Origin of the sequence: Burkholderia sp. HI4860 (assembly GCF_002223045.2) — a bacterium.
Taxonomy (GTDB): Bacteria; Pseudomonadota; Gammaproteobacteria; order Burkholderiales; family Burkholderiaceae; genus Burkholderia.
This window is the reverse complement of the sequence record NZ_NKFO02000001.1, coordinates 1384374-1407776: the sequence shown is the minus strand read 5'-3', so window position 1 is coordinate 1407776 and position 23403 is coordinate 1384374. Positions and strand designations below refer to the sequence as shown.

Here is a 23403-nt window from a genome sequence, read left to right as displayed (position 1 = left end):
TTCCATCCCTCCCCGAGCGCGCTCATGATCACCTGCTACCTTCGCTACGTCATCGATCCGTACAAGCTCGACCAGTTCGAAACCTACGGCAAGATGTGGATCCCGCTCGTCGAAAAATTCGGCGGCACGCATCACGGCTACTTCCTGCCGTCCGAAGGGGCGAACAACATCGCGCTCGCGATGTTCTCGTTCCCGAGCCTCGCCGAATACGAGCGTTACCGCGAACGCTCGATGGCCGACCCGGCCTGCCAGGCCGCGTTCCGCTACGCGGAGGAAACACGCTGCATCGTCAGCTACGAGCGCAGCTTCTTCCGGCCGGTGTTCGAGTAATAGGTAATGGGCGACGGGCAACGGCCCGACGCATCGCGCCCCTTTTTCCTGACCGGGACGAAAAAAAGCCCCGCCTGCATCCGCGCGGCGGGGCCAACCCATGTCAGTAGAGACATCATGGAGGAGACAGGCCCATCTTATCGACCACGGCGCGCCGTCCCAACCAAGCATTTCTGCTATCGATCTGGGCGGCCTCGCACACGATTGCCCCTGCCGCGCGGCATATCGATAGAACGAAAAGTCGTTTTCAGAGTGGCGGCGGGGTCGTTACCATCTGGTTTTAAGCCTGTGCTTAGCCGGGCAAGCCATCCCCAAGGAGCGCCCCTTGACTGCATTCGATCAACACCGCCGCCCGTTCGTCGTCGGCATTGGCGGTACCACCCGCGCAGCGTCGTCGACCGAACGCGCGCTGTCGTTCGCGTTGCGCGGCGCGCAAGCGGCCGGCGCACGCACGCGGCTGTTCGACGGCCCGTTCCTGCATACGCTGCCGCACTACGCGCCCGAACACAAAACGCTGACCGACGCGCAGCGCGAACTGATCGACGCCGTGCGCCAGGCCGACGCGATCATCATTGCGACGCCCGGCTATCACGGCGGCGTCTCCGGCCTCGTGAAGAACGCACTCGACACGCTCGAGGAGCTGCGCGCCGACGATCGCCCGTATCTCGACGGTCGTGCGGTCGGCCTGATCGTCACGGCCTACGGCTGGCAGGCGGCCGGCACCGTGCTGACGTCGCTGCGTTCGATCGTGCACGCGCTGCGCGGCTGGCCGACGCCGTTCGGCGCCACCGTGAACACGCTCGAAACGCGCTTCGACAGCGCCGAAAGCTGCTCGGATCCGAAGGTCGTCGCGCAGCTCGAGACGGTCGGCACGCAGGCGGCCGAGTTCGCGCTCGCGTTCGCCTCGCATCGCGCGGCCTCGCATGCGGCATCGGTCGATGCGCTCGCACCCGTGCTGAAGATCGCCAACCAGTAATTTTCCCGCCTTCCGCCGCCCGCGCCCGGACGATTCCATTCGCCGGCGCGGGCGGCGTGCATTCGGACGCGCGGCCACGCGCCGTGTCCGTCGACGCCGCTCCCTGCCGCCCTTTCCCCGCACCGATAAGAATTCGGCCCGCTGCGTGATTTGCATTGGCCGAAAGATTGGTTCACGCCGCGGGCGGGTTTTCGTACGCTGAACCTCCGAACTTTCTCCGCGCACGCCATGAACCGTACGATCCGCTACAAGGGCTACGAAGTCGCCCCCGCTGCCGCCCGGTTGCCGAACGGGCTGTTCGCCGCCAACCTGACGATCGAGAAAGCGAGCGGCGGCCCGTCGCCGCGCGCCGTGTCGTTCGACGCGATCGATTTCTTCTTCGAGGAAGAGCACGCGCTGGCCTACGCGTCCCGCTGGGGCCGCCTCTGGGTCGACACGAACGCGTGACGCACGCCTGGCCGGCTATCGTTCGTCGATGAAGACGAGCGGCATACCATGAATGAAATCAATGGCTTGCAGATCATTCCGCCATGATTGCCCGCTTCATTTTTTCACACGAACAAATTCCGCCGCCCCTTTCAGGCCGCGCACGCTGTCCGGCGGCCAGGTGTCCGCGCCGGAGGCTGCGACGGCTGAAACTGAACGGATCACGATCACGAGATTCGTGCCGGAATTCACGTGCGCTCGAGCGCATGGGTGACGAGCGCGTCGATCGTGCCGTCGTGCCGAAATCCCGCCTCGACGGCACGGCGGTCAGTCAGCAGCGGTTGTCGTCCGAATAGCCGCTCGATCCGCTCCACCGGCGCGTAGTCGATGTCGAACGAGCCGAATCGCCGGACCAACGCATCGACGATCTCTTGAACCGACAGATGCAGCACTGGGGGCGTCCAGACTCGGCCGACGTGCAACCCCTCTGCGGACATGCGTCCGGCGTGCAGCAGGTTGTCGACGCAGCATCTGCGGGACATCCACCACACGGTGGCCGAGGGCGAAACGGGACATGTATATGACTGGCCGCTCTGCGCCGCGCGGAAGATCTGGCTCATGAACGCGGACCCATGTCCCGCAGCAAGCGCCGGACGAGCCACGATGCCCGGCAGACGCAACGCACGGCCATCCAGCTTGCCGCGTCGCGTCCAGTCGGCAAGGATCAGCTCGCCAACCAGCTTGTGCACGCCGTAGCTCATCGTCGGGCGCGGCAGGGTGTGCTCGTCCACGGACGGGGGTAACGACTCGCCCAACACGGCAACGCTGCTGGCATAGACGACGCGCGCCGCACGCCCCTGCTCCGTCGCTTGCTTCGCCAGGCGCTCGAACAGCGCCAGCATCCCCGACAGATTCACCCGGTCACCCTCGGCCGGTTCGGCTTCCGCCTGCGAGCCGGGCATGCTCGCCAGATGAAAGACGACGTCGACAGGTTTCGACAACTGCGGCTCGAGAATCTCCGGGCTGCTGAAATCGCCGACCCGTGCCGTGATTCGCGCATCGTCGTACGGCCACTCCGCTTGCCGGTCGACCAACAACAGTTCCGACACATCGCCGGGCTCCGCGATACCGTCGCGCAGCAGCCGTTCGACCAACGCCGTTCCGACAAATCCGCCCGCCCCGGTCACCAGCACTCTCATGGCCGAGCCTCCTCGTCGTCGGCGCGCGGCGCGCGCACAACCCGTTGATCGATCGTGCCGAACGGTGCGTTGCCGGCGTCATCGCGCGCCGTCATCCTGACCCGGTCGCCAAAGCGCATGAACCGCGTGCGCGCGGCCCCTTCGTCGATCATTTCGATCACGCGGCGCTCGGCGACGCACGCCGAGCCCGCGTTGCGATCGGCATTCGACACCGTGCCGGACCCGACGATCGTCCCCGCCGACAGGCGGCGCGTACGGGCCGCATGCGCGACGAGTTCACCGAAGCCGAAGTTCATCTCGCGTCCATGCGGATGACCGAACCACCGGTCGTTCCATTCGACGTGCAGGCTCAGATGCACGCGGCCGTCGCGCCAGTGCTCGCCGAGTTCGTCGGGTGTGACGGCAACCGGTGCAAAGCTCGTAGAGGGCTTGGCCTGCAGGAAACCAAAGCCCGTCTTCATTTCGCGCGGGCCGAACGCCCGCAGGCTCCAGTCGTTGAGCTGTACGATCAGCCGGATGCAGCGCAGCGCACCGGCGGCCGATACGCCCATCGGCACGTGCCCCACCACCACACCGAATTCGCCTTCGAAGTCGATGCAGTCGGCCTCGTCAGGCAAGGGCACGTCGCTGGCCGGACCGAGGAAGTCGTCGCTGGCGCCCTGGTACATGACGGGCACCGTATCGAACTCGGGAATCGGCGGAGTATTGAACGCCTGCTCCATCAGGCGGCCGTGATTCAGAAACGCCGAGCCGTCGCACCACTGTGGACTGCGCGGCAGGGGCGCAGCGCATGTGGCCGGATGGAACGGGCGCGCCTCGGGCACGCTGCCGGCGTTCAACGCGTCGTAACGCGCCTGCAAGCCGGGCGCGAGCACGTCCCAACGATCGAGCACCTCAGCCAGTGTCGTTGCGATCGGTGCAGCTTCGACGGCATGGCGCAGGTCGCGCGACACGAGCAGCAAGCGCCCATCGGCGCCACCGTCGGGCAAGGTGGCGAATTTCATCGTGCGCCTCCGTATGCGGGCGTGTCGAGCACGGCGGCAATCGCCGGATCGTAGGCACCGTCGATCAGAACGAACAGCATTCGGCATGGACGGCCCGAGCGATTCGCCCAAGCATGGTTGGTCCCCCGCTGAATCACCACGCTGCCCGGCGCCAGTGCGACCTCGGCATCGTCGAGGATCAGGGTCATTTCGCCTTCGATCACCACGCCATAGTCGATCGACTCGGTGCGATGCATCAGCGGATGCGGCGAGCCGGCCTTCACCGTCGACGCTGCTGCGTCGCCGATCTGGCTGAACGCATCGTGCATTTTCACCGCACCGTGCGCGAGAAATTCCGGCGTGTCGGGTGGAATGTCGACGAAGCGCATACGGGTGCCCTGTTTTGGCGGCGGTAGCATGAGCGCGCCGATCGTGGGATCGGCGCCATTGTCGACCATGGCGGGGCTCGACGATGTGCTCCACACTTCGTGGAATACGGTGCCGGGAATCGCGGCGATTTCCACCACGGTCGGCAGAGGACCGTCGGATGCGACGACTGCCCGACCGTCGGCATCGTGACTGGTCACCACGCGACGAATCGCTGGAAAGCTCATGCTGCTGCCTCCACGTCGGTGTCGTCGAAAATCGCGACGGCGCGCGTCCACCCTGCCGACGCACCGCGAATCTTGTGCGGGAAGCAACTGATCGTGAAGCCGGTCGGCGGCAAGGCCGTGAGGTTGTGCAGTTTCTCCAGATGGCAATAGCCGATATCGCGCCCCGCCTTGTGCCCTTCCCAAATCAGCGACGTATCGCCCGTTTCCGCGATCTTTTTCGCGGTGTAGGAGAACGGGGCATCCCAGCTCCATGCATCGGTGCCGGTCAAGCGCACGCCACGCTCCAACAGGTACATGGTCGCTTCGTAGCCCATGCCGCAGCCCGCATTGACGTAGTCGTCGTGCCCGTAGCGCGATCCGGCCCGCGTGTTCACGACGACGATATCGAGCGGCTGCAGTTCATGGCCGATGCGCGCGAGTTCGGCTTCGACATCGGCCGCTGTCGCGACGTAGCCGTCCGGAAAGTGCCGGAAATCGAGCTTCACGCCCGGCTGGAAGCACCATTCCAGCGGCACCTGATCGATCGTGATGGACGGTCGGGCCTCACCCAGGCTCGCATCCATCGTCGAGTGGAAATGCCAGGGCGCGTCGAGATGCGTGCCACTGTGGGTCGTCAACGTGACCCACTCCGCAGCGGCAGCTTCACCGTCGGGATAGTCCTCGGGTTTTGTACCCGGCAGCATCGCCATGAATTCGGGCAGCGTGTCGCCGTGCTTCTGATAGCTGATCCTCGGCGCGAGCGGCGGCGGATCGGAGAGAACGTCGTTCTCGAGATAGATGGAGAGATCGACGAACCGTCGAACGGGTCTCATGTTCAGACTCCTTGGGATGGGGAACGGCGATCGAGCCGCGAGAAGCAGACTGCCGCAGCGGCGGCGATCAGCACTGCCGCGAACCCGAGGCTGCCGTAGCCGGACTGCTTGACGAGCGTGCCGCCGAGCACCGGGCCAATGGCGGCGCCCGTCATCAGCATCGCCGGCGTCGCGGCAACGGCGCGGCCGGTGCGGTCGATGCGCGCCAGCATGCCGAACGCGAAGGTGTGGGTGAAGATCATCACGGCAGCAAAGACCGAGGTGGCCGCCGCGTACGGCACGAACGCCGCGCTTTGCGTGATGACCAGCGCCAGCGCGGCCTGCACAACGGGGCCCGCCTGCACGACCTTGCGGCCCGGCACGCGCGTTTCGAGCAGTCCCGCGACGGGAGCGGGAAACAGGTTGACGAAGCCGAGCGCGATCAGCGTCGCGATCACGGCACTCAAACCGAATCCGCGATCGAGGCCGATACGCTGGACAAAACTGAACAGCATCGACTGCGTCAGCGCCATGCAGCCGACGCCTGCCATGCCGAACCAGACGACACGCTCGAAGCGAGGCTCGTCGCTGGTTGCCGCGCTGCCGCGCGCTTTAAGCGACGGAAACGCGAGCGCGCATGCGATCGCGGCAACGCCCATCACGCTCGCAAAAACGTGAAACAGCATCGGGCCGCCATGCGTTGCTATCAGTCCCGGCACGGTGCCGAGAAACGCGATCGCGAAGATGCCGAGCGCGAGGCCGGAGATCGCGAACAGGCGATGCGGATTGCGGCTTCGTCCAACCGTGCCGTGCGTGAAGCTCAGGCCGCATCCGACAGCGACGCCCGCGACGGCATGCAGAGTCGCCAACGTCAGATAGCGATCAACCGGCACGGACGTGATGCCGACGAACGCACCCGCCGCGATGCCGAAGCCGACGGTCGACATCGCGCGCGCCGGCAGGCGATTCAAGCGCGGCGAGAAAAAGACGCTGCTCAGTACGGCACCCGCCAGAAACAGCGTGGCAAGCAGGCCCGCCTTCTGGGGATCGAGCCGATACGCACCGATCAACGTGCCGACCCAAACCGGCAAGGCCACCAGATCGACCATGCCGGCGCAATGCGCGAGCATCAACGCAACGGTGCCGAACGCGCCAAGCCGCGTCGTGTCGGTCGATATCGACAGGTCGGCACTTGCCGGCGTCGTGGGGGAAAGGTTCGTCTCCATCGTGCCTCCGCTTGCGTCAGATAGGCCGCGCGAGACTCATATGCGTCTCGTGCATGATGCGCCGGTGTTCCTCTTTGTCGCCGCCGCCGATCTCGATCTCGCCAAGACGCCCGGAGTTTTCCACCACCATGCGGCAGCGCTCCCAGCGGCGCGCCTGGAATGCCTGCAAGGCAGCTTCCACCGTCACACCGCGCCCCAGCTCTTCTGCGAGCACGATCGCATCCTCGATGCCGATGCCCGCGCCCGCTGCCATATGCGGCGTGGTCGCGTGCACCGCATCGCCGACGAGCACCACCCGTGAGCTGAACCAGGGCGCCGGCAGCAGCAGGCTTTCCAGCGGGCGGTAGTTGACGCGCGATTCGGCGCCGATCTGCGCGCGGATGGACCGGATCAGCGGCACGTCGAACATGGCCAGCAACTCGGACAGCATGCGCGGCCATTCGGCGGGATCGATGTAGTCGTTGGTCGGCCTGTCCTCGGTGACGAAGACGTACATTTCCTCCCGGGAAACCGGATTGACACCCGCCTTGATCCGGTGCCCCAGCCACATCGTCGCGCAAGCGATCTCCGCCGGTCGCGGCACCACGGCGCGCCACACGCCCTGGCCCGTATAGCGCGGCTTCGGCGCATCGGGAAACGCAGCGGCGCGCACTTTCGAGTAGAGGCCGTCCGCTCCGACCACGAGGTCGTACGTACCATGTGTGCCGTCCGTGAACGCCACGTCCATTTGTTCGCCGCGCGGCTCGATCCGCGAGAAGGTGCAGCCGAGCTTCACGCGCACGCCTGCGGCGCGTGTCGCCTTGGCGAGAATATCGGCCAGCACCGGGCGCATGATTGCGCCGCCGCCAGGAACGTCCTCGCCGGCCACTCGCGGAGTCGGCAGCGTGCCGATCGACTGGCCGCCGGCCGTATACAGATTCACGCCGTCGCCGCCGTGGCCGCGCTCGAAGAAGGCGTCGAGCACGCCGATCGTGCGCAGCGCGCGCAACGTAGGCCCGCCAATGCTGATGCCGGCGCCGTACGAGCGCCAGCCCTGGTCGATCTCGACGAGCTCGACAGTGAGGCCGAGCTTCGCGCACTGGATCGCCGTCGCCATACCGGAAAAACCGCCGCCTATGACGAGGACGTGTTGAAGAGGGGCTGCCATCTGGGTGTCTCCTTGTTATGTCTGGTGTGGGTGTGTCATGTCGCGATCAGCACGATGGTGCCGTCGTGCGTCACGTCGATCTCGACGGGTGTCAGCCGCTGACCGAGGCACGGGCCGAGTACGCACTCACCGCTTGCGATGTCGAACTGCGCACCGTGCGCGTGGCAGACGATGCGGGTGCCGTCGCCGTTCAGGTAGGCGTCCTTGCGCCAGGCCATCTGCGTTTCGCCGAAAAAGTGCGGGCACGCATCGCGATACGCACGAACCTGCGCGCCGTACCGCACGACAAAAAGCGTGTCGTGCCCCTGCCCATCGGGATCGAAGCCGCGCGCGCCGGGATCGGGCAGATCGTCGACGCTTGCGAGACGGATGCGATCGGGATATGTCTCGGACATGACGAAGCGATGCTCGCCGTCAATCCGACTTCGCCGCCGCTGCCCCCGGCGGAGGACCACTCGGCGCCCACTTGTCGCGATGCTGGAACAGGAACAGTTGCGACGCGTCGGCGCCCATGGGCGCCTCACGCGCGTTCCATGCATCGTCATGCAGATCCATGTCGGCGTCGTACTCGACGTGACAGCCGAGCGGGCTGTTGAAATACCAGAACCAGTTCGAGCCGAACCGATGACGCCCCGGCCCCCAGAACGACTGGTAGCCCTTCGCGACGAAACGCGTGCCCGCCTGCAGCACTTCGGTCGGTCCGCCCATATGGAACGTGAAATGCTCGCAACCCTTCATGAAAGGCGGCGTCTGAATCATGAACAACGTGTGATGGTCGAGCGTGCCGGCCGGCTGCAGAAACGGCCCGACGCCCGTGAATCGGTCGGTGCAGCGAAAGCCGAGACGCTCCACATAGAACGCTTCGGCCTTCGCCGCATCCGGCACGAAGTAGACGACGTGCGAGAGCGTGCGCGGAGTCAGCACCGCATCGTCGCTCACGGCCACGATGTTCGGCGCGCGCTGCGCAGGCGCGCCCGGCGCATTCACGGGCTCGGCGGCCAAGGCAAGCGAACGGCGCCTGGTCACCTGGAAGCCGATCGCGAAGCCCATGTCGTCGAGCGATTCGATCGATCCGTCGGCGAGCGTGCTCACTTCGCGGTCGCGGCGCAGCTCCGCCGCGATCGCGTCGATCGTCGCGGCATCGGCGACGCCGTAAATCGTCTTGCGCAGCATGCTTGCCGTGCCGAGCGCAGGCGACAACGCCGGATTGTCGCGGCGCGCGATGTCGATGCCTGTTCCGTCGAGTGCCTCGAAACGGCCACCGGCGTCGTCGCTGCGCACCGGCAACAGCCCGTAGTCAAGCAGATATTGGCTGCAGGCGGCGACGTCGTCCACGCCGAAGACCAGCGTATCGGGTCCGATGATATTCATGAGATGTGCGTGCTTGAGATGGGTGAATGAGTCAGAGCGAGGTGCGTCCGCCGAGCGTTTCGGCGATCCAGTCGGCGATGAAGTGCCCCGCGTTGATCGAGTTGTCGAAGCTCGAATGCTGGACGCCGCCTTCGCGCTCGGTGAAGATCTTGAGCTCGCGCTTGGGGCTGTTCACGAGTTGCTCGTAAGTGCGGTGAGCCCAGGCGACCGGGATCTGCGAATCCTGCGAACCATGCGTGACGAGGAACGGCACCTTGATACGATCGAGCACACCGTCGAGATGCACGTTTTCGGCGATGCGCGTGAAGTCGTCGATATCCTTCGCGCCCCAGACCCAGCAGACGTGCTTCCAGTAGTGCGGCACCGGGAAGTTGCCTTCGCGCTGCAGGCGTTTTTTCTGGACGTCGCGCCAGTCGTGGTTGGCGCCCCACACCACACCGCAGGCGAAACGCGGCTCGAACGCGACTGCGCGTGGGCAGTAGTAGCCGCCGAGCGACACGCCCTCCATGCCGATCCGCTTCGGATCGACGTCGTCCCGGCCTTCGAGCCAGTCGACGATCCTGCTCGCCCAGACTTCCGAGTTGTATACCGCATTCAGGCCGTGCAGCCGCAACGCTTCGCCGGTACCGGGCTGGTCGACAATCAACGACGACACGCCGCGCGCGGCCAGCCAGGCCGGCAAGCCCACGAAGTACTTCATTTCCTTGGTCGAATCCAGCCCGTTGACCTGCACGAGCAGCGGACTGCGCGCGTCGGCGTTCTTCGCTTTCACAAGGAGTCCGGATAGATGCGTGTCGCCGTACGGAATGGCGACGCGCTCGCAGTTGTCGCCAGAGCGTGCGATGCCGTCGTCGAACGTATCGAGCGAGCGTTGGTAAAGCTCGATACGCCCCGGGGCATCGTGCGCGAGCATACGCTCGGCCGTGATGAGATAGATCGCGGCACGCTTGTACTTCTCGCCCGCCGACAACCGCCGTCCCCGGGCCTCGTCGTCCTGCGCGAGATCGCAAAGGCGATCGGCCTTCTCGACCCACGCTTCGCGAAACGCACGCGTGCCGTCGGCGTCCGGTTGCCTGGCCGCTTCCTGGAGCGGCCCGCACATGTCCTCGATTTCACCGATGCGCGCGCCCATTTCGATGGCGAGATTGACGGACAGATTCCAGACGTAGTTGGTAGGAAAGTATCGGAACATGCTGATTGCCTTGATTGAAATTGCGTGTTGCTCGATGACGGCGCCGATGACCGGTTCTCGCGCGCAGTCCGGCGCGCGACACGATGCTCAGCCCTTGTGCCCGAAGCCGGCCCACAACGGGATGGCGATGTTCAGCCACACGCTGCTGCTCTTGGCCGTGTTCGCGGCATAGACGCCTTGCTGATAATTGAGGTTGACGTTCCAGCTTCTCGCGTCGTACACGATCGACGGGCCGATACCGAAGGTCCGCATGCGATTGCCCACGCTCACGCCGCCGGCCTTGTCGTCGCTGAACTGGTTCAGGTACGCGCCGACCACGCCGAGTTTCCACGGGCCGAAGTTCCAGCCGGCGTTGAACTCGGCGACGTAACCGTCACCCGAGCTGTAGTCCGTCGTGCCGTTCTTCAGATTGAGCAGGAAGCGATTTGCGAGCGCGACGTCGATTCCGTTGGGAACGTTGTAGCGAATCGAGATCACCGGCTGCACCGAGGTGTAGCCCACCGCGACACTCGACTTGACCGGGCTATAGGACCCCGTCTCGAATGCAACGTCGATGCCCGACGCAATCGCCAGGTTCGGCGCGAGATTCCACTGCAGCAACACGGGCGTCAGCGTGATGTTGGAGAGGCCGTTCTGCGTACTCGACTGCCCGAACACGGTGCTGTGCAATGACACAACGGGAATGACCAGTTGCGTATAGACGTTTGCGCCGAGCAGATGGAACGGATACGCCGCCAGCAGACGCGTGGTTTCCGAAAACACCGACGTATGGAACGGAATCGGCAGTTTCTTGCCGTCGTTGCCATAGAGGCCGTTCGCAAAGCTGTAGTTGAACTGCTCCAGTGCGAACAGGCCGGGGATCGGCGGCAGGTTGGCGATGTTCGTCCCCACCGCGCCGGCCGGATACGGTGAAACGCCGCCTTCGAATGCCTGTGCGTCTTTCATCGAACCCGTCGCCAACACAGCGCAACCGACAACGGCTGCGATCAGTTTCGTGGACATGCTGTCTCCTCTTCCGGGAGGCGCGTTTGCGCCGCCTGGCATCTCTTTTAATAGTGGAAAGCGCGGTGCAGACGGCCGAGGTACAGCGGTACGTTCGATCCGAAAATGACCTGACGCTGGTCTCCCGATACGATGCGTGGGCTGCTGTCGCGTCGAGATGTGGCTAGGTTAGGACAGGCTGATGTATGCTAAAAATGGATTCGATCCATTGCCGCTATCGACGGCATCAATACTTTCAGGTGAAACCCTGATATCGCATACGGCACGGTCACGCGGTAGCGAAGAGGAGAACGGAGACAGCGCGCATGCGGTTCAACAAGCTCGACCTCAACTTGCTCGTGGCGCTCGACGCGCTCCTGAGCGAACAGAACATCAGCCGGGCGGCCGAGAAGATCCACCTGAGCCAGTCGGCGATGAGCAACGCGCTTTCGCGGTTGCGCGAATACTTCAACGATGAACTACTCGTGCAGGTCGGTCGCAAGATGGAGCCGACGCCGCGCGCCGATGCGCTCAAAGACGCCGTGCGCGACATCCTTGTGCGCGTCGACGCGACGGTGTCGGCTCAACCCGAATTCGTGCCGGCGCACGCGAACCGGCTGTTCCGCCTGTTCGTTTCGGACTACACGATGACGACGCTCATGCCGCACCTGTTCGCACTCGCTTACAAGGCAGCACCCGGCATCCGCTTCGAGCTGCGCCCGCAAATCGCGTATCCCCACCGCTTGCTGGAACGCGGTGAAGCGGATCTTCTGATCATCCCCAAGGAGTATTGCTCGACCGAGCATCCGGCCGAGGTATTGCTCGAGGAAACCTACTGCTGTGTGATGTGGAGCGACAGCCCCCTCGCGAAAGGCGAGATGACGAACGAGCGCTACATGGCGGCCGGGCACGTCGTCGTGCAGGTCGGCGACGCACAGGCGGCGATCGAAGACTGGTTCATGCAGCGGCTCGGCGTTGTGAGGCGGGTCGAGGCGAGCACGTACAGCTTCGTGTCGCCGGCGCACCTGCTGGCCGGCACGAACCGGATCGCCACCATGCACCGGCGGCTCGCCGAAGAAGCCGCGCGCAGCCTGCCTATCGTGCTGCGCGAGGTACCGGTGCCGGTCCCGACGATGGAGCAGGCGATGCAATGGCACAAGCACCGGACCTCGGACCCCGGGCTCACCTGGTTGCGCGGGCTGCTGAAAGAGGCTGTCGCGAAGATGGACGAAGGGCGCCATGACGCTCGCTGAGCCGGCTCACGCCGGCCTGGCTTCGGCGAGAGCGAATGGATCCCCGTGGTTGGCCGCGTATCGACGCGGCGCAGATGCCTGCAACCGCCCTTGTTCATGCTCGACAGCGGTTGGCGTCCGGAATTGATGCGGGCTGCGTTCACCGAGAGGTCGGGCACAACAACCACTACCGCATGGGAGCCCTCTCGCTCGCCTTGGATGCCGATCCGCGCTGCCTTAGCGACAAACGACACCGGCGTGCCGATGTCCGCTCGAAAATACGCGTTTACGGAAGCTATGCAAGAATCTTTCGGCCCGTAATCGCATAACAACAGCCATGAGTGACACGCTGCAGGAAGAGCACGCAGCCGCAGATCATGCAATGCGCAACTGGACCTTCGAGAGGCAAGGTCCGGTCCGGATCGGTTCCGACGCGCACCTGCAGATGTTCTGCCGCATGCTGCTCGACACACACAATCCGTACAAGCCGGCCGTGATCGACTGGCCGGCCCTCACACCCGCCGAGCTCAAGCGGCTCACGTCGCTGCCGATCTGGGACATCGCGGTGCAGACCGAAGGCCGCGCATCGATCCGCGTGGCCACCTATGCGGCGACGATCGGCAATCCGCTGCTGCGCCGCGCACTCGAGATGGACGGCGGCGAGGAAGCGCGGCACAAGGTCGTGCTGTCGAAGCTCGTCGAGGCATACGGCATCCGGCTCGCGCCCGAGCCGGCCTACCCCGCGCCGAAAGATCCCGAGTGGTGGTGGATCGTCACGGGTTTCAGCGAATGCATCGACAGCTTCTTCGCGTTCGGCCTGTTCCGTTCCGCCCAGCGCTCCGGCTATTTCCCGCCCGAGCTCGTCGACACCTTCGAGCCAGTGATCCAGGAAGAAGGCCGCCACATCCTGTTCTTCGTGAACTGGTACGCGTGGTACTGGCGCTCGCTCCCGTGGTGGCGCCGGCCGTGGTTCTTCGCGCGGGTCGCGGCCGTGTGGGTGCATTTGATCCGGGAGCGCATCGGCATCGCGCGCGGCATCGATTCCGACGGCGTCGCACGTGACGCGAACTTCCCGGCAACCGGCACCGCCGATATCGGCGATGCACTGAATCCGCGCGAGCTGATCGAACTGTGTCTCGAGGAGAACGACCGGCGGATGGCCGGCTACGACAAGCGCCTGCTGCGCCCGACGTTCGTGCCGCGCATGGCGCGGTTTGCGCTGCGGTTTCTCAAGAAGTAGGGTTGCCGCACCGGGCAGCCGTCCGGTTGCCCGGGTTGCGCATTCGAACTTCGCTACGCGGTCGTTGCACTTCCATGGCGAGCCGCCTCACTGAGGCTACTGCCCACCACCCACTCGAGGCCGCCCCATCGTATGCGGCGTGGAACCTCGCAGACCTGCATCGACCCTGCCGGACGTGGCGCGCCTGACACATTCACTCCCGCCCTTTTTCTTCGGTGCTTCGGCACGCGCGGACAAATTGTCACACCCGGGATTTAACAATCCGGGGGCGTCGCCACCGCTGCCGGACAGCCTCTTTAACAACCTGTCGCCGCCGCGCGCACCTTCGACGCAGGTCACGCTTGCCAGACGGATTCGCCCCGTCGCCGAATCCCATCTGATTGTCACAATCACCGAAATAGTCAATAGGACAAGTTCGAAAGGTGAATGGTGACAATCCGGTTCACCGCCCTGTAGCACTTTTTTACAAATTCGACGGGCCGACCGGCCCGAAACGCCCGTCTCGCGGGCCATCGCAGCGGACCAGATGCGCAAATCAGCACAACCAGACGCTCTCCATTTGAAATTAATTTGATTTAAAGATAATCCGACAAATCAATATTAAATCTAATCATAAATCCCAAATTAACAGATTAACAAGATAGCAATAATATTATCAACAGGCACCCTCGAAAACATTACATGAATGAAAGTATCGTCCATCCCGCAAACGTTTGCTATTTCATTTGTCTTACAATTGATCATCCTCACTGTGTAACCCAACGCACAAAACCACCGTAAGTTATTGATTTTTATAAGACAAACAGAGATGCGCCCGGAATTTTAAAACCCTGCGCTAAACATTCTTACATCTTACAAATACATTCTGACTCAATGCATCAAAAACCGATCTATTAACCATCCTTTAACTTTCCAAACACTCTATTTATCACTTTTTATCAATCTGAAAAATCCACCTCCAATAAACTCCGCCCATCAATTTTGAGATTCGCGCGAGCGCACGGAGCATTCCTCTAACAAAAGAGACCGGTGTGTGGCGTGCATATTTGGAGGTAGCAGGACATGAACCGCACATACCGCTCGATCTGGAACGAAGCCCTTGGCGCGTGGGTCGCCGCATCGGAACACGACTCGGCACGGGGCAAGCCGAACAAGTCGGCTGTTGCCGCCGCCGTGCTCGTCGCGCTGGCCGCACTGCCTTCGTTCGCGAACGCCAATACGTTCGTCCCAGGAACGACCAACGGCACCCAGTTCACGGTGTCGTCATGTACGTCGGGCAGTGGCAACGCTACAGTCGGCCGCACGACGACCGGCAACACCAATGCGTATCCGGTCGACGGATCCGGCACTTATTCCACGGTCGCTGGCTGTAACTCCACCGGCAACAACAACCTGGCAGCGACGGCGTACGGTGCGTTCGCACAGGTCACCGGTACCGGCGGCACGGCAACGGGCTTTCTGTCGTCGGCCGGGCTGTGGGGCACGTCCGCCGGCCTCGAGTCGACGGCCAGCGGCGCGGGTGCCACCGCGCTCGGCTTCGGCGCAACAGCCAATGCGCTGAATTCGGTCGCCATCGGCGGCGCAGCCGGCAATGGCACGACCCCGCTCTCTTACGCAAACTCGACCATCGCTTCGGGTGCCGGCGCGGTTGCGATCGGCAGCAATGCAACCAAGGGAGCGCAGTCGGCCGCTTCGGACGGTATTGCAATCGGCGGGCAGTCGTCGGTGGCGTCGAGCGCCACGTCGGGGATCGCAGTCGGCCGCGGCGCGGCCGTCAATGGCGCATACGGCATCGCGCAAGGCGACGGTGTCACCTCCGGCGCGACGGGCCAGAACGTGGCGATCGGCTCGTCCGGCACCACCGCGAACGGCACCACGGCAGGCGGCGGTGCGGTCGCAATCGGTCGAGGCCAGGTCGCAAGCGGCGACGGCGCCGTTGCGATCGGCGATCCGAACAGCGCAACCGGCACGGGGGCGCTGGCAATCGGCGCGAACAACACGTCGAACGGTTCCGGTGCGCTTGCGCTCGGCAACGGCAATTCGGCGAGTGGCACAGGCTCCGTCGCGCTGGGCAACAGCAGCACCGCAAGCAACAGCGCGGTGGCAATCGGCAGCTCCGCGAACGCGACGGGCACGAACGGCGCCGTCGCAATCGGCAATTCGGCAACCGCGACGGGCGTCGGCGCAATTGCACTCGGCACCGTCGGCAGCTTCGCCGCCAACACGCGTGCGACGGGCGCAGACGCCATTGCGCTCGGCAACGGCTCGACGGCCAGCGGCACGTCCGGCTCGGTCGCCGTCGGCTCCGCCGCCGTGGCCTCGAACAACTATGCGACGGCCTTCGGCTCGAACTCGACTGCGTCGGGTTCGGGTTCGATCGCGTTCGCCCAAAATGCGAATGCAACGGTCTCGAACGCCATCGCCATCGGCGTGGGTTCGACCGCGAACGTCGCGAATTCGGTCGCCCTCGGCAGCAGCTCGGTGACGAGTAGCGCCGCGTCGGCGACGACCGGCGGCAATACCGCCGTCAACAGCACCACGATCGGCGGCCAGACGTTCGGCAACTACCAGGCCGGGACGCCGACGGGCGGCATTGTCAGCGTCGGCCAGCCGAACGCGGAGCGCCGCATCCAGAACGTCGCGGCAGGCCTCGTCAGCGGGACCAGCACCGACGCCATCAACGGCAGCCAGCTCTACGCAGTTGCAAGCACGACGACGTCGAGCATCACGAGCCTGTCGACGTCGGCATCGACCGGTTTGTCGTCGGCTAACAGCTCGATCACTTCGCTCTCGACCTCGACGTCGACGGGTCTCTCGTCGGCCAACAGCTCGATCGGCTCGCTGTCCACCGGCCTCTCGTCGACCAATAGCTCAGTCACTTCGCTGTCGACTTCCACGTCGACCGGCCTCTCGTCGGCTAACAGCTCGATCAAGTCGCTGTCCACGTCGACCTCGACGGGTCTGTCGTCGGCCAACAGCTCGATCGGCTCGCTCTCGACCGGTCTCTCGTCGACCAATAGCTCGGTCACTTCGCTGTCGACTTCGACCTCGACTGGCCTGTCGTCGGCTACCAGCTCGATCGGCTCGCTCTCGACCGGTCTCTCGTCGACCAATAGCTCGGTCACTTCGCTGTCGACTTCGACCTCGACTGGCCTGTCGTCGGCTACCAGCTCGATCGGCTCGCTCTCGACCGGTCTCTCGTCGACCAATAGCTCGGTCACTTCGCTGTCGACTTCGACCTCGACTGGCCTGTCGTCGGCTACCAGCTCGATCGGCTCGCTCTCGACCGGTCTCTCGTCGACCAACAGCTCGGTCACTTCGCTGTCGACTTCCACTTCGACGGGTCTGTCGTCGGCCACCAGCTCGATCGGCTCGCTCTCGACCGGTCTCTCGTCGACCAACAGCTCGGTCACTTCGCTGTCGACTTCGACCTCGACCGGCCTGTCGTCGGCGAACAGCTCGATCGGCTCGCTCTCGACCGGTCTCTCGTCGACCAACAGCTCGGTCACTTCGCTGTCGACTTCGACCTCGACCGGCCTGTCGTCGGCTAACAGCTCGATCGGCTCGCTCTCGACCGGTCTCTCGTCGACCAATAGCTCGGTGACCTCGCTGTCGACTTCCACTTCGACGGGTCTGTCGTCAGCCAATAGCTCGATTACTTCACTGTCCACGTCCACGTCGACCGGTATCAACTCGCTGTCCACGTCCACGTCGACCGGTCTGTCGTCGGCCACCAGCTCGATTACCTCGCTGTCCACCTCGACCTCGACTGCGATCGAAGCCGCGAAGACGCACTACTACAGCGTCAACGACGGCGGTGTGCAGCAAGCCAACTACGACAACAAGGGCGCAACGGGCATCAACTCGCTCGCCGCCGGTGTAGCCGCCACGGCCGCGGGCGCCAGCAGTGTCGCCGTCGGCAATGCTGCCAACGCAGCCGGCGCAAGCGGCGTCGCTGTCGGCAATGCTGCGAGCGCGAGCGCAAGCAACGCGGTCGCGATCGGCCCGAATGCCGTCGCGAGCAACGTCGGCAGCGTCGCGCTGGGCAGCGGCTCCACCACCGCCCCGGCCAACCCGACGCCTACCGGTACCGTCGGCGGCGTAACCAGCACGTTCGCGGGCGGCAATCCGACGAGCGTGGTCAGTGTTGGCAGCTCGACCAACCAGCGCCAGGTCACTAACGTTGCGGCCGGCGAGATCACCCAGGCCAGTACCGACGCAATCAACGGCTCGCAGCTCTTTGCAACCAATGCGGCCGTGAATTCGCTGTCGACGACGGTGTCGTCGTCCAGCAGCGCAATCTCGTCGCTGTCGACTGGCCTGTCGTCGGCCAATAGCTCGATCACGTCGCTGTCCACGTCGACCTCGACCGGCCTGTCGTCGGCCAACAGTTCGATCGGCTCACTGTCCACGGGCCTCAGCTCGACGAATAGCTCGGTGACATCGCTGTCGACCTCGACTTCGACCGGTCTGTCGTCGGCCAATAGCTCGATCGGTTCACTGTCCACGGGCCTCAGCTCGACGAATAGTTCCGTTACCTCGCTGTCGACTTCGACCTCGACGGGTCTGTCGTCGGCCAACAGCTCTATCACGTCGCTGTCCACCTCGACCTCGACCGGCTTGTCCTCGGCGAACAGCTCGATCACGTCGCTGTCGACTTCGACCTCGACCGGCCTCTCGTCGGCTAACAGCTCGATCACCTCGCTGTCGACTTCGACCTCGACCGGCCTCTCGTCGGCTAACAGCTCGATCACCTCGCTGTCGACTTCGACCTCGACCGGCCTCTCATCGGCTAACAGCTCGATCACCTCGCTGTCGACTTCGACCTCGACCGGCTTGTCCTCGGCGAACAGCTCGATCACGTCGCTTTCGACCTCGACTTCGACCGGCCTCTCGTCGGCCAACAGTTCGATCGGTTCACTGTCCACGGGCCTCAGCTCGACGAATAGTTCCGTTACCTCGCTGTCGACTTCGACCTCGACGGGTCTGTCATCGGCCAATAGCTCTATCACGTCGCTGTCCACCTCGACCTCGACCGGCTTGTCCTCGGCGAACAGCTCGATCACGTCGCTGTCGACTTCGACCTCGACCGGCCTGTCCTCGGCTAACAGCTCGATCACCTCACTCTCGACGTCGACCTCGACCGGCCTGTCGTCGGCCAACAGCTCGATCACGTCGTTGTCGACCTCCACGTCGACGGGCCTCTCGTCGGCCAACAGCTCGATCACGTCGCTCTCGACTTCGACCTCGACCGGCCTCTCGTCGGCCAACAGCTCGATCGGCTCGCTCTCGACCGGCCTGTCGTCGACCAATAGCTCGGTCACCTCGCTGTCGACTTCCACGTCGACGGGGCTGTCCTCGGCTAACAGCTCGATCACGTCGCTCTCGACCTCGACCTCGACCGGCCTCTCGTCGGCCAACAGCTCGATCGGCTCGCTCTCGACCGGCCTTTCGTCGACCAATAGCTCGGTCACCTCGCTGTCGACTTCCACGTCGACGGGGCTGTCCTCGGCTAACAGCTCGATCACATCGCTCTCGACGTCGACCTCGACGGGCCTCTCGTCGGCCAATAGCTCGATCGGCTCGCTCTCGACCGGCCTGTCGTCGACCAATAGCTCGGTCACCTCGCTGTCGACTTCCACGTCGACGGGGCTGTCCTCGGCTAACAGCTCGATCACCTCGCTGTCCACGTCGACCTCGACGGGTCTGTCGTCGGCCAACAGCTCGATCACCTCGCTGTCGACTTCGACCTCGACCGGCCTCTCGTCTGCGAACAGCTCGATCACCTCGCTTTCGACCTCGACGTCGACCGGCCTCTCGTCGGCTAATAGCTCGATCACCTCGCTGTCGACTTCGACCTCGACCGGCCTCTCGTCGGCCAACAGCTCGATCACCTCGCTGTCGACCTCCACGTCGACCGGCCTGTCGTCGGCAAACAGCTCGATCGGCTCGCTCTCGACCGGCCTCTCGTCGACCAATAGCTCGGTCACCTCGCTGTCGACTTCCACGTCGACCGGCCTCTCGTCGGCTAACAGCTCGATCACTTCGCTGTCCACCTCTACATCGACGGGTCTGTCGTCGGCTAACAGCTCCATCGGCTCGCTGTCCACTGGCCTCAGCTCGACGAATAGTTCGGTTGCGTCGCTGTCGACCTCGACCTCGACCGGTCTCTCGTCGGCCAACAGCTCGATCGGTTCGCTGTCCACTGGCCTCAGTTCGACGGATAGTTCGGTTGCGTCGCTGTCGACCTCGACCTCGACGGGCCTGTCATCGGCAAACAGCTCGATCACTTCGCTGTCGACTTCGACCTCGACGGGTCTGTCGTCGGCTAACAGCTCGATCACGTCGCTCTCGACTTCGACCTCGACCGGCCTGTCGTCGGCCAACAGCTCGATCACGTCGCTGTCGACCTCGACCTCGACCGGCCTGTCGTCGGCAAACAGCTCGATCACGTCGTTGTCCACCTCGACCTCGACCGGCCTGTCGTCGGCAAACAGCTCGATCACGTCGTTGTCCACCTCGACCTCGACCGGCCTGTCATCGGCCAACAGCTCGATCACGTCGCTGTCGACCTCGACCTCGACCGGCCTGTCGTCGGCCAATAGCTCGATCGGCTCGCTCTCGACCGGCCTCTCGTCGACCAATAGCTCGGTCACCTCGCTGTCCACGTCGACCTCGACGGGTCTGTCTTCGGCCAACAGCTCGATCACCTCGCTCTCGACATCGACCTCGACCGGTCTCTCGTCAGCAAATAGCTCGATCACGTCGCTGTCCACGTCGACCTCGACCGGCCTGTCTTCGGCGAATAGCTCCATCACGTCGCTGTCGACCTCGACTTCGACGGGTCTGTCGTCGGCCAACAGCTCGATCGGTTCGCTGTCCACTGGCCTCAGCTCGACGAATAGTTCGGTGACCTCGCTCTCGACCTCGACTTCGACGGGCCTGTCGTCGGCCAACAGCTCGATCGGTTCGCTGTCCACCGGCCTGAGCTCGACAAATAGCTCGGTGACGTCGCTCTCGACCTCGACTTCGACCGGCCTCTCGTCGGCCACCAGCTCGATCGGTTCGCTGTCCACTGGCCTCAGCTCGACGAATAGCTCGGTGACCTCGCTCTCGACCTCGACTTCGACGGGCCTGTCGTCGGCAAACAGCTCGATCGGTTCGCTGTCCACCGGCCTCAGCTCGACGAATAGCTCGGTGACGTCGCTGTCGACCTCGACTTCGACGGGCCTGTCGTCGGCAAACAGCTCGATCGGTTCGCTGTCCACTGGTCTCAGCTCGACGGATAGTTCGGTTGCGTCGCTGTCGACCTCGACCTCGACCGGCCTGTCGTCGGCCACCAGCTCGATCGGTTCGCTGTCCACGGGTCTCAGCTCGACGAATAGTTCAGTGACGTCGCTGTCGACTTCGACCTCGACGGGTCTGTCGTCGGCCAACAGCTCGATCACGTCGCTGTCGACTTCAACCTCGACCGGCCTCTCGTCGGCCACCAGCTCGATCGGTTCGCTGTCCACCGGCCTCAGCTCGACGAACAGTTCGGTAACCTCGCTGTCGACTTCAACCTCGACGGGTCTGTCGTCGGCCAACAGCTCGATCACTTCGCTGTCGACTTCCACGTCGACCGGCCTCTCGTCGGCCACCAGCTCGATCGGTTCGCTGTCCACGGGCCTGAGCTCGACGAACAGTTCGGTGACCTCGCTGTCGACTTCGACCTCGACGGGTCTGTCGTCGGCCAACAGCTCGATCGCCTCGCTGTCGACCTCGACCTCGACCGGCCTCTCGTCGGCCAACAGCTCGATCACGTCGCTGTCCACGTCGACCTCGACCGGCATCAACTCGCTGTCCACCGGCCTGAGCAGCACGAACAGCACGATCCTGTCGCTGTCCACGTCGACGTCGACGGGCATCGGCTCGCTGTCCACCGGTCTGAGCAGCACGAACAGCTCGGTGACGTCGCTGTCGACCTCGACCTCGACCGCGATCAACGCCGCGAAGACGCACTACTACAGCGTCAACGACAACGGCGTGCAGCAAGCCAACTACGACAACACGGGCGCAACGGGCACCAACGCCCTGGCAGCCGGCGTGAACGCCAGCGCGGCAGGCGCCAGCAGCGTCGCGGTCGGCGACGGCTCGAACGCGCAGACGGCGGGCGCGGTCGCCATCGGCCAGAACGCATCGGCAACGGGCGGCAAGGCCGTGTCGATCGGCTCCGGCAACACGGCAACCGGCGACGGCGCGGTCGCGATCGGCGACCCGAGCATCGCAACGGGTACCGGCGCGGTGGCAATGGGCGCGAACGACACGGCGACCGGCAACGGCGCAGTGGCGCTCGGCAACGCGAACACGGCCAACGGCGCGAGCGCACTTGCACTCGGCAGCTCGAACCAGGCCACCGCGGACAACACGATCGCGCTGGGCAACCAGGCCACGGCAAGCGCTACCGGCGCGCAAGCGTACGGCTCGGCAGCGCAGGCAACCGCCGCCGACGCACTCGCCTTCGGCACGAACGCACAGGCCAACGTGGCCAACTCGATCGCACTCGGCGCGAACTCGGTCACGAGCGCCGCGAACCCGACATCGAGCGCCACGATCGGCGGCGTCACGTACCCCTTCGCAGGCGGCTCGCCGGTCGGCGTGGTGAGCGTCGGCGCACCGGGCCAGGAACGCCAGATCACGAACGTCGCCGCGGGCCGGATCTCGGCCAGCAGCACGGACGCGATCAACGGCAGCCAGCTCAACGCGACGAACAACGCGATCAACACGCTGTCTACGTCGACCGCGTCGAACGTCGCGTCGCTGTCGACGGGCATCAACTCGTTGTCCACCGGCCTGAGCGCGACGAACAGCAACGTGGCCTCGCTGTCCACGTCGACCTCGACCGCGATCAACTCGCTGTCGACGGGCCTCAGCACGACGAACAGCAACGTCAACTCGCTGTCGACGTCGACCTCGACCGGCATCGGTTCGCTGTCCACCGGCCTGAGCACGACGAACAGCAACGTGGCCTCGCTGTCGACCGGCGTGACGAACATCAACAACACGTTGAACTCGCTGTCGACGACGATCAACAACAACACGATTCGCGCCAACAACAACAACGGTGTCGCGGCCGACCTGAACGGCAAGGGCAACGACCTTCCGGTCGTCACCGCCGGTTCGAACTCGGTGGCGATCGGCGCGGGCTCCAACGACGGCGGCCGCTCGAACGTGGTGTCGGTCGGCAGCGACCAGCAGCAGCGCCAGATCACGAACGTCGCGCCGGGTACGCAAGGCACCGACGCGGTGAACGTGAACCAGCTGACGCAGGTGCAGACGACGCTGTCGACGGCACTGTCGGGCCAGCAGGCGCAGATCAACTCGCTGGGTTCGCAACTGCAGCAGACCGACCAGATGGCGAAGCAGGGTATCGCGGCCGTCGGCGCGATGGCATCGATCCCGCAGCTCGATCGCGATGCCAACTTCGGGATGGGCGTGGGTACGTCGACCTTCCTCGGCCAGAAGGCGATGGCGGTCAACATGCAGGCTCGCATCACGGAGAACCTGAAGGCGTCGATCAACGGCGGCTTCAGCGGCGGTCAGAAGGTGATCGGCGCCGGCATGCTGTACCAGTGGAAGTAACGCGTCGCGCCGCGAGGCCGCCCGGCACGCCAGCCGGACGGCCCGCGGCGGCCCCGACGGCCGGACGAGCCCGC

The 23403-nt window shown here is 64.5% G+C and carries 17 protein-coding genes; 6 read left to right on the top strand and 11 right to left on the bottom strand.

Translation table 11 applies throughout. The features are described 5' to 3' along the window. The first annotated feature begins 24 nt into the window (after nt 1-24). The 3 genes from CFB34_RS06290 (at nt 25) to CFB34_RS06280 (ending at nt 1753) form a co-directional block, all read left to right on the top strand. Nucleotides 25-330, top strand: coding sequence for an NIPSNAP family protein (locus tag CFB34_RS06290; protein WP_089441678.1), 306 nt, complete (start codon nt 25-27; stop codon nt 328-330). A 325-nt stretch (nt 331-655) separates the two neighbouring features. Further along, nucleotides 656-1306, top strand: coding sequence for an NAD(P)H-dependent oxidoreductase (locus tag CFB34_RS06285; RefSeq protein WP_089433181.1), 651 nt, complete (start codon nt 656-658; stop codon nt 1304-1306). A 228-nt stretch (nt 1307-1534) separates the two neighbouring features. Then, nucleotides 1535-1753, top strand: a complete 219-nt coding sequence (locus CFB34_RS06280; RefSeq protein WP_011354057.1) for a hypothetical protein — start codon at nt 1535-1537, stop codon at nt 1751-1753. Nucleotides 1754-1849: 96 nt separating this feature from the next. Here the strand turns inward: CFB34_RS06280 and CFB34_RS39010 are convergent, their stop codons facing one another. The 11 genes from CFB34_RS39010 to CFB34_RS06230 form a co-directional block, all read right to left on the bottom strand. Continuing rightward, entirely contained in the window at nt 1850-1984 is a 135-nt protein-coding gene (locus tag CFB34_RS39010; RefSeq protein ID WP_256979880.1) for a hypothetical protein, read from the bottom strand. Continuing rightward, on the bottom strand, nt 1981-2931 hold the full coding sequence (locus CFB34_RS06275) for an NAD-dependent epimerase/dehydratase family protein (protein WP_089441677.1): 951 nt from the start codon (nt 2929-2931) through the stop codon (nt 1981-1983). The genes CFB34_RS39010 and CFB34_RS06275 overlap by 4 nt, the downstream gene beginning before the upstream one ends. After that, nucleotides 2928-3935 (bottom strand): fumarylacetoacetate hydrolase family protein, encoded by a 1008-nt coding sequence (locus CFB34_RS06270; RefSeq protein ID WP_089441676.1) that lies wholly within the window; start codon nt 3933-3935, stop codon nt 2928-2930. Before CFB34_RS06270 ends, CFB34_RS06275 begins: the two co-directional genes overlap by 4 nt. After that, nucleotides 3932-4528: a cupin domain-containing protein gene (locus CFB34_RS06265; RefSeq protein ID WP_089441675.1), complete on the bottom strand. Its 597-nt coding sequence runs from the start codon at nt 4526-4528 to the stop codon at nt 3932-3934. Before CFB34_RS06265 ends, CFB34_RS06270 begins: the two co-directional genes overlap by 4 nt. After that, nucleotides 4525-5340: a cyclase family protein gene (locus CFB34_RS06260; RefSeq protein WP_089441674.1), complete on the bottom strand. Its 816-nt coding sequence runs from the start codon at nt 5338-5340 to the stop codon at nt 4525-4527. Before CFB34_RS06260 ends, CFB34_RS06265 begins: the two co-directional genes overlap by 4 nt. 2 nt (nt 5341-5342) lie before the next feature. Beyond that, complete coding sequence (locus CFB34_RS06255; protein WP_089441673.1) at nt 5343-6545, bottom strand: MFS transporter; 1203 nt, start codon at nt 6543-6545, stop codon at nt 5343-5345. A gap of 16 nt (nt 6546-6561) precedes the next feature. Then, nucleotides 6562-7692 (bottom strand): FAD-dependent oxidoreductase, encoded by a 1131-nt coding sequence (locus CFB34_RS06250; RefSeq protein WP_089441672.1) that lies wholly within the window; start codon nt 7690-7692, stop codon nt 6562-6564. A gap of 35 nt (nt 7693-7727) precedes the next feature. After that, entirely contained in the window at nt 7728-8087 is a 360-nt protein-coding gene (locus CFB34_RS06245; protein WP_089441671.1) for a Rieske 2Fe-2S domain-containing protein, read from the bottom strand. A gap of 19 nt (nt 8088-8106) precedes the next feature. After that, on the bottom strand, nt 8107-9063 hold the full coding sequence (locus CFB34_RS06240) for a VOC family protein (protein WP_089441670.1): 957 nt from the start codon (nt 9061-9063) through the stop codon (nt 8107-8109). A 31-nt stretch (nt 9064-9094) separates the two neighbouring features. After that, entirely contained in the window at nt 9095-10255 is a 1161-nt protein-coding gene (locus CFB34_RS06235) for a prolyl oligopeptidase family serine peptidase (RefSeq protein WP_089441669.1), read from the bottom strand. A gap of 87 nt (nt 10256-10342) precedes the next feature. After that, complete coding sequence (locus tag CFB34_RS06230; RefSeq protein WP_089441668.1) at nt 10343-11257, bottom strand: transporter; 915 nt, start codon at nt 11255-11257, stop codon at nt 10343-10345. 305 nt (nt 11258-11562) lie between these two features. On the opposite strand from CFB34_RS06230, the gene CFB34_RS06225 reads away from it, so the two are divergent. The 3 genes from CFB34_RS06225 to CFB34_RS06215 all read left to right on the top strand — a co-directional run bounded on the left by CFB34_RS06225 (nt 11563) and on the right by CFB34_RS06215 (nt 23329). Next, entirely contained in the window at nt 11563-12489 is a 927-nt protein-coding gene (locus CFB34_RS06225) for a LysR family transcriptional regulator (RefSeq protein ID WP_089441667.1), read from the top strand. Between the two features lie 316 nt (nt 12490-12805). Then, complete coding sequence (locus CFB34_RS06220) at nt 12806-13708, top strand: aminomethyltransferase (RefSeq protein ID WP_089441666.1); 903 nt, start codon at nt 12806-12808, stop codon at nt 13706-13708. Nucleotides 13709-14770: 1062 nt separating this feature from the next. Beyond that, the gene (locus CFB34_RS06215; protein WP_242808636.1) at nt 14771-23329 is read left to right on the top strand and encodes an ESPR-type extended signal peptide-containing protein; all 8559 of its coding nucleotides are present in this window, start codon (nt 14771-14773) and stop codon (nt 23327-23329) included. The last annotated feature ends 74 nt before the right edge of the window (nt 23330-23403 follow it).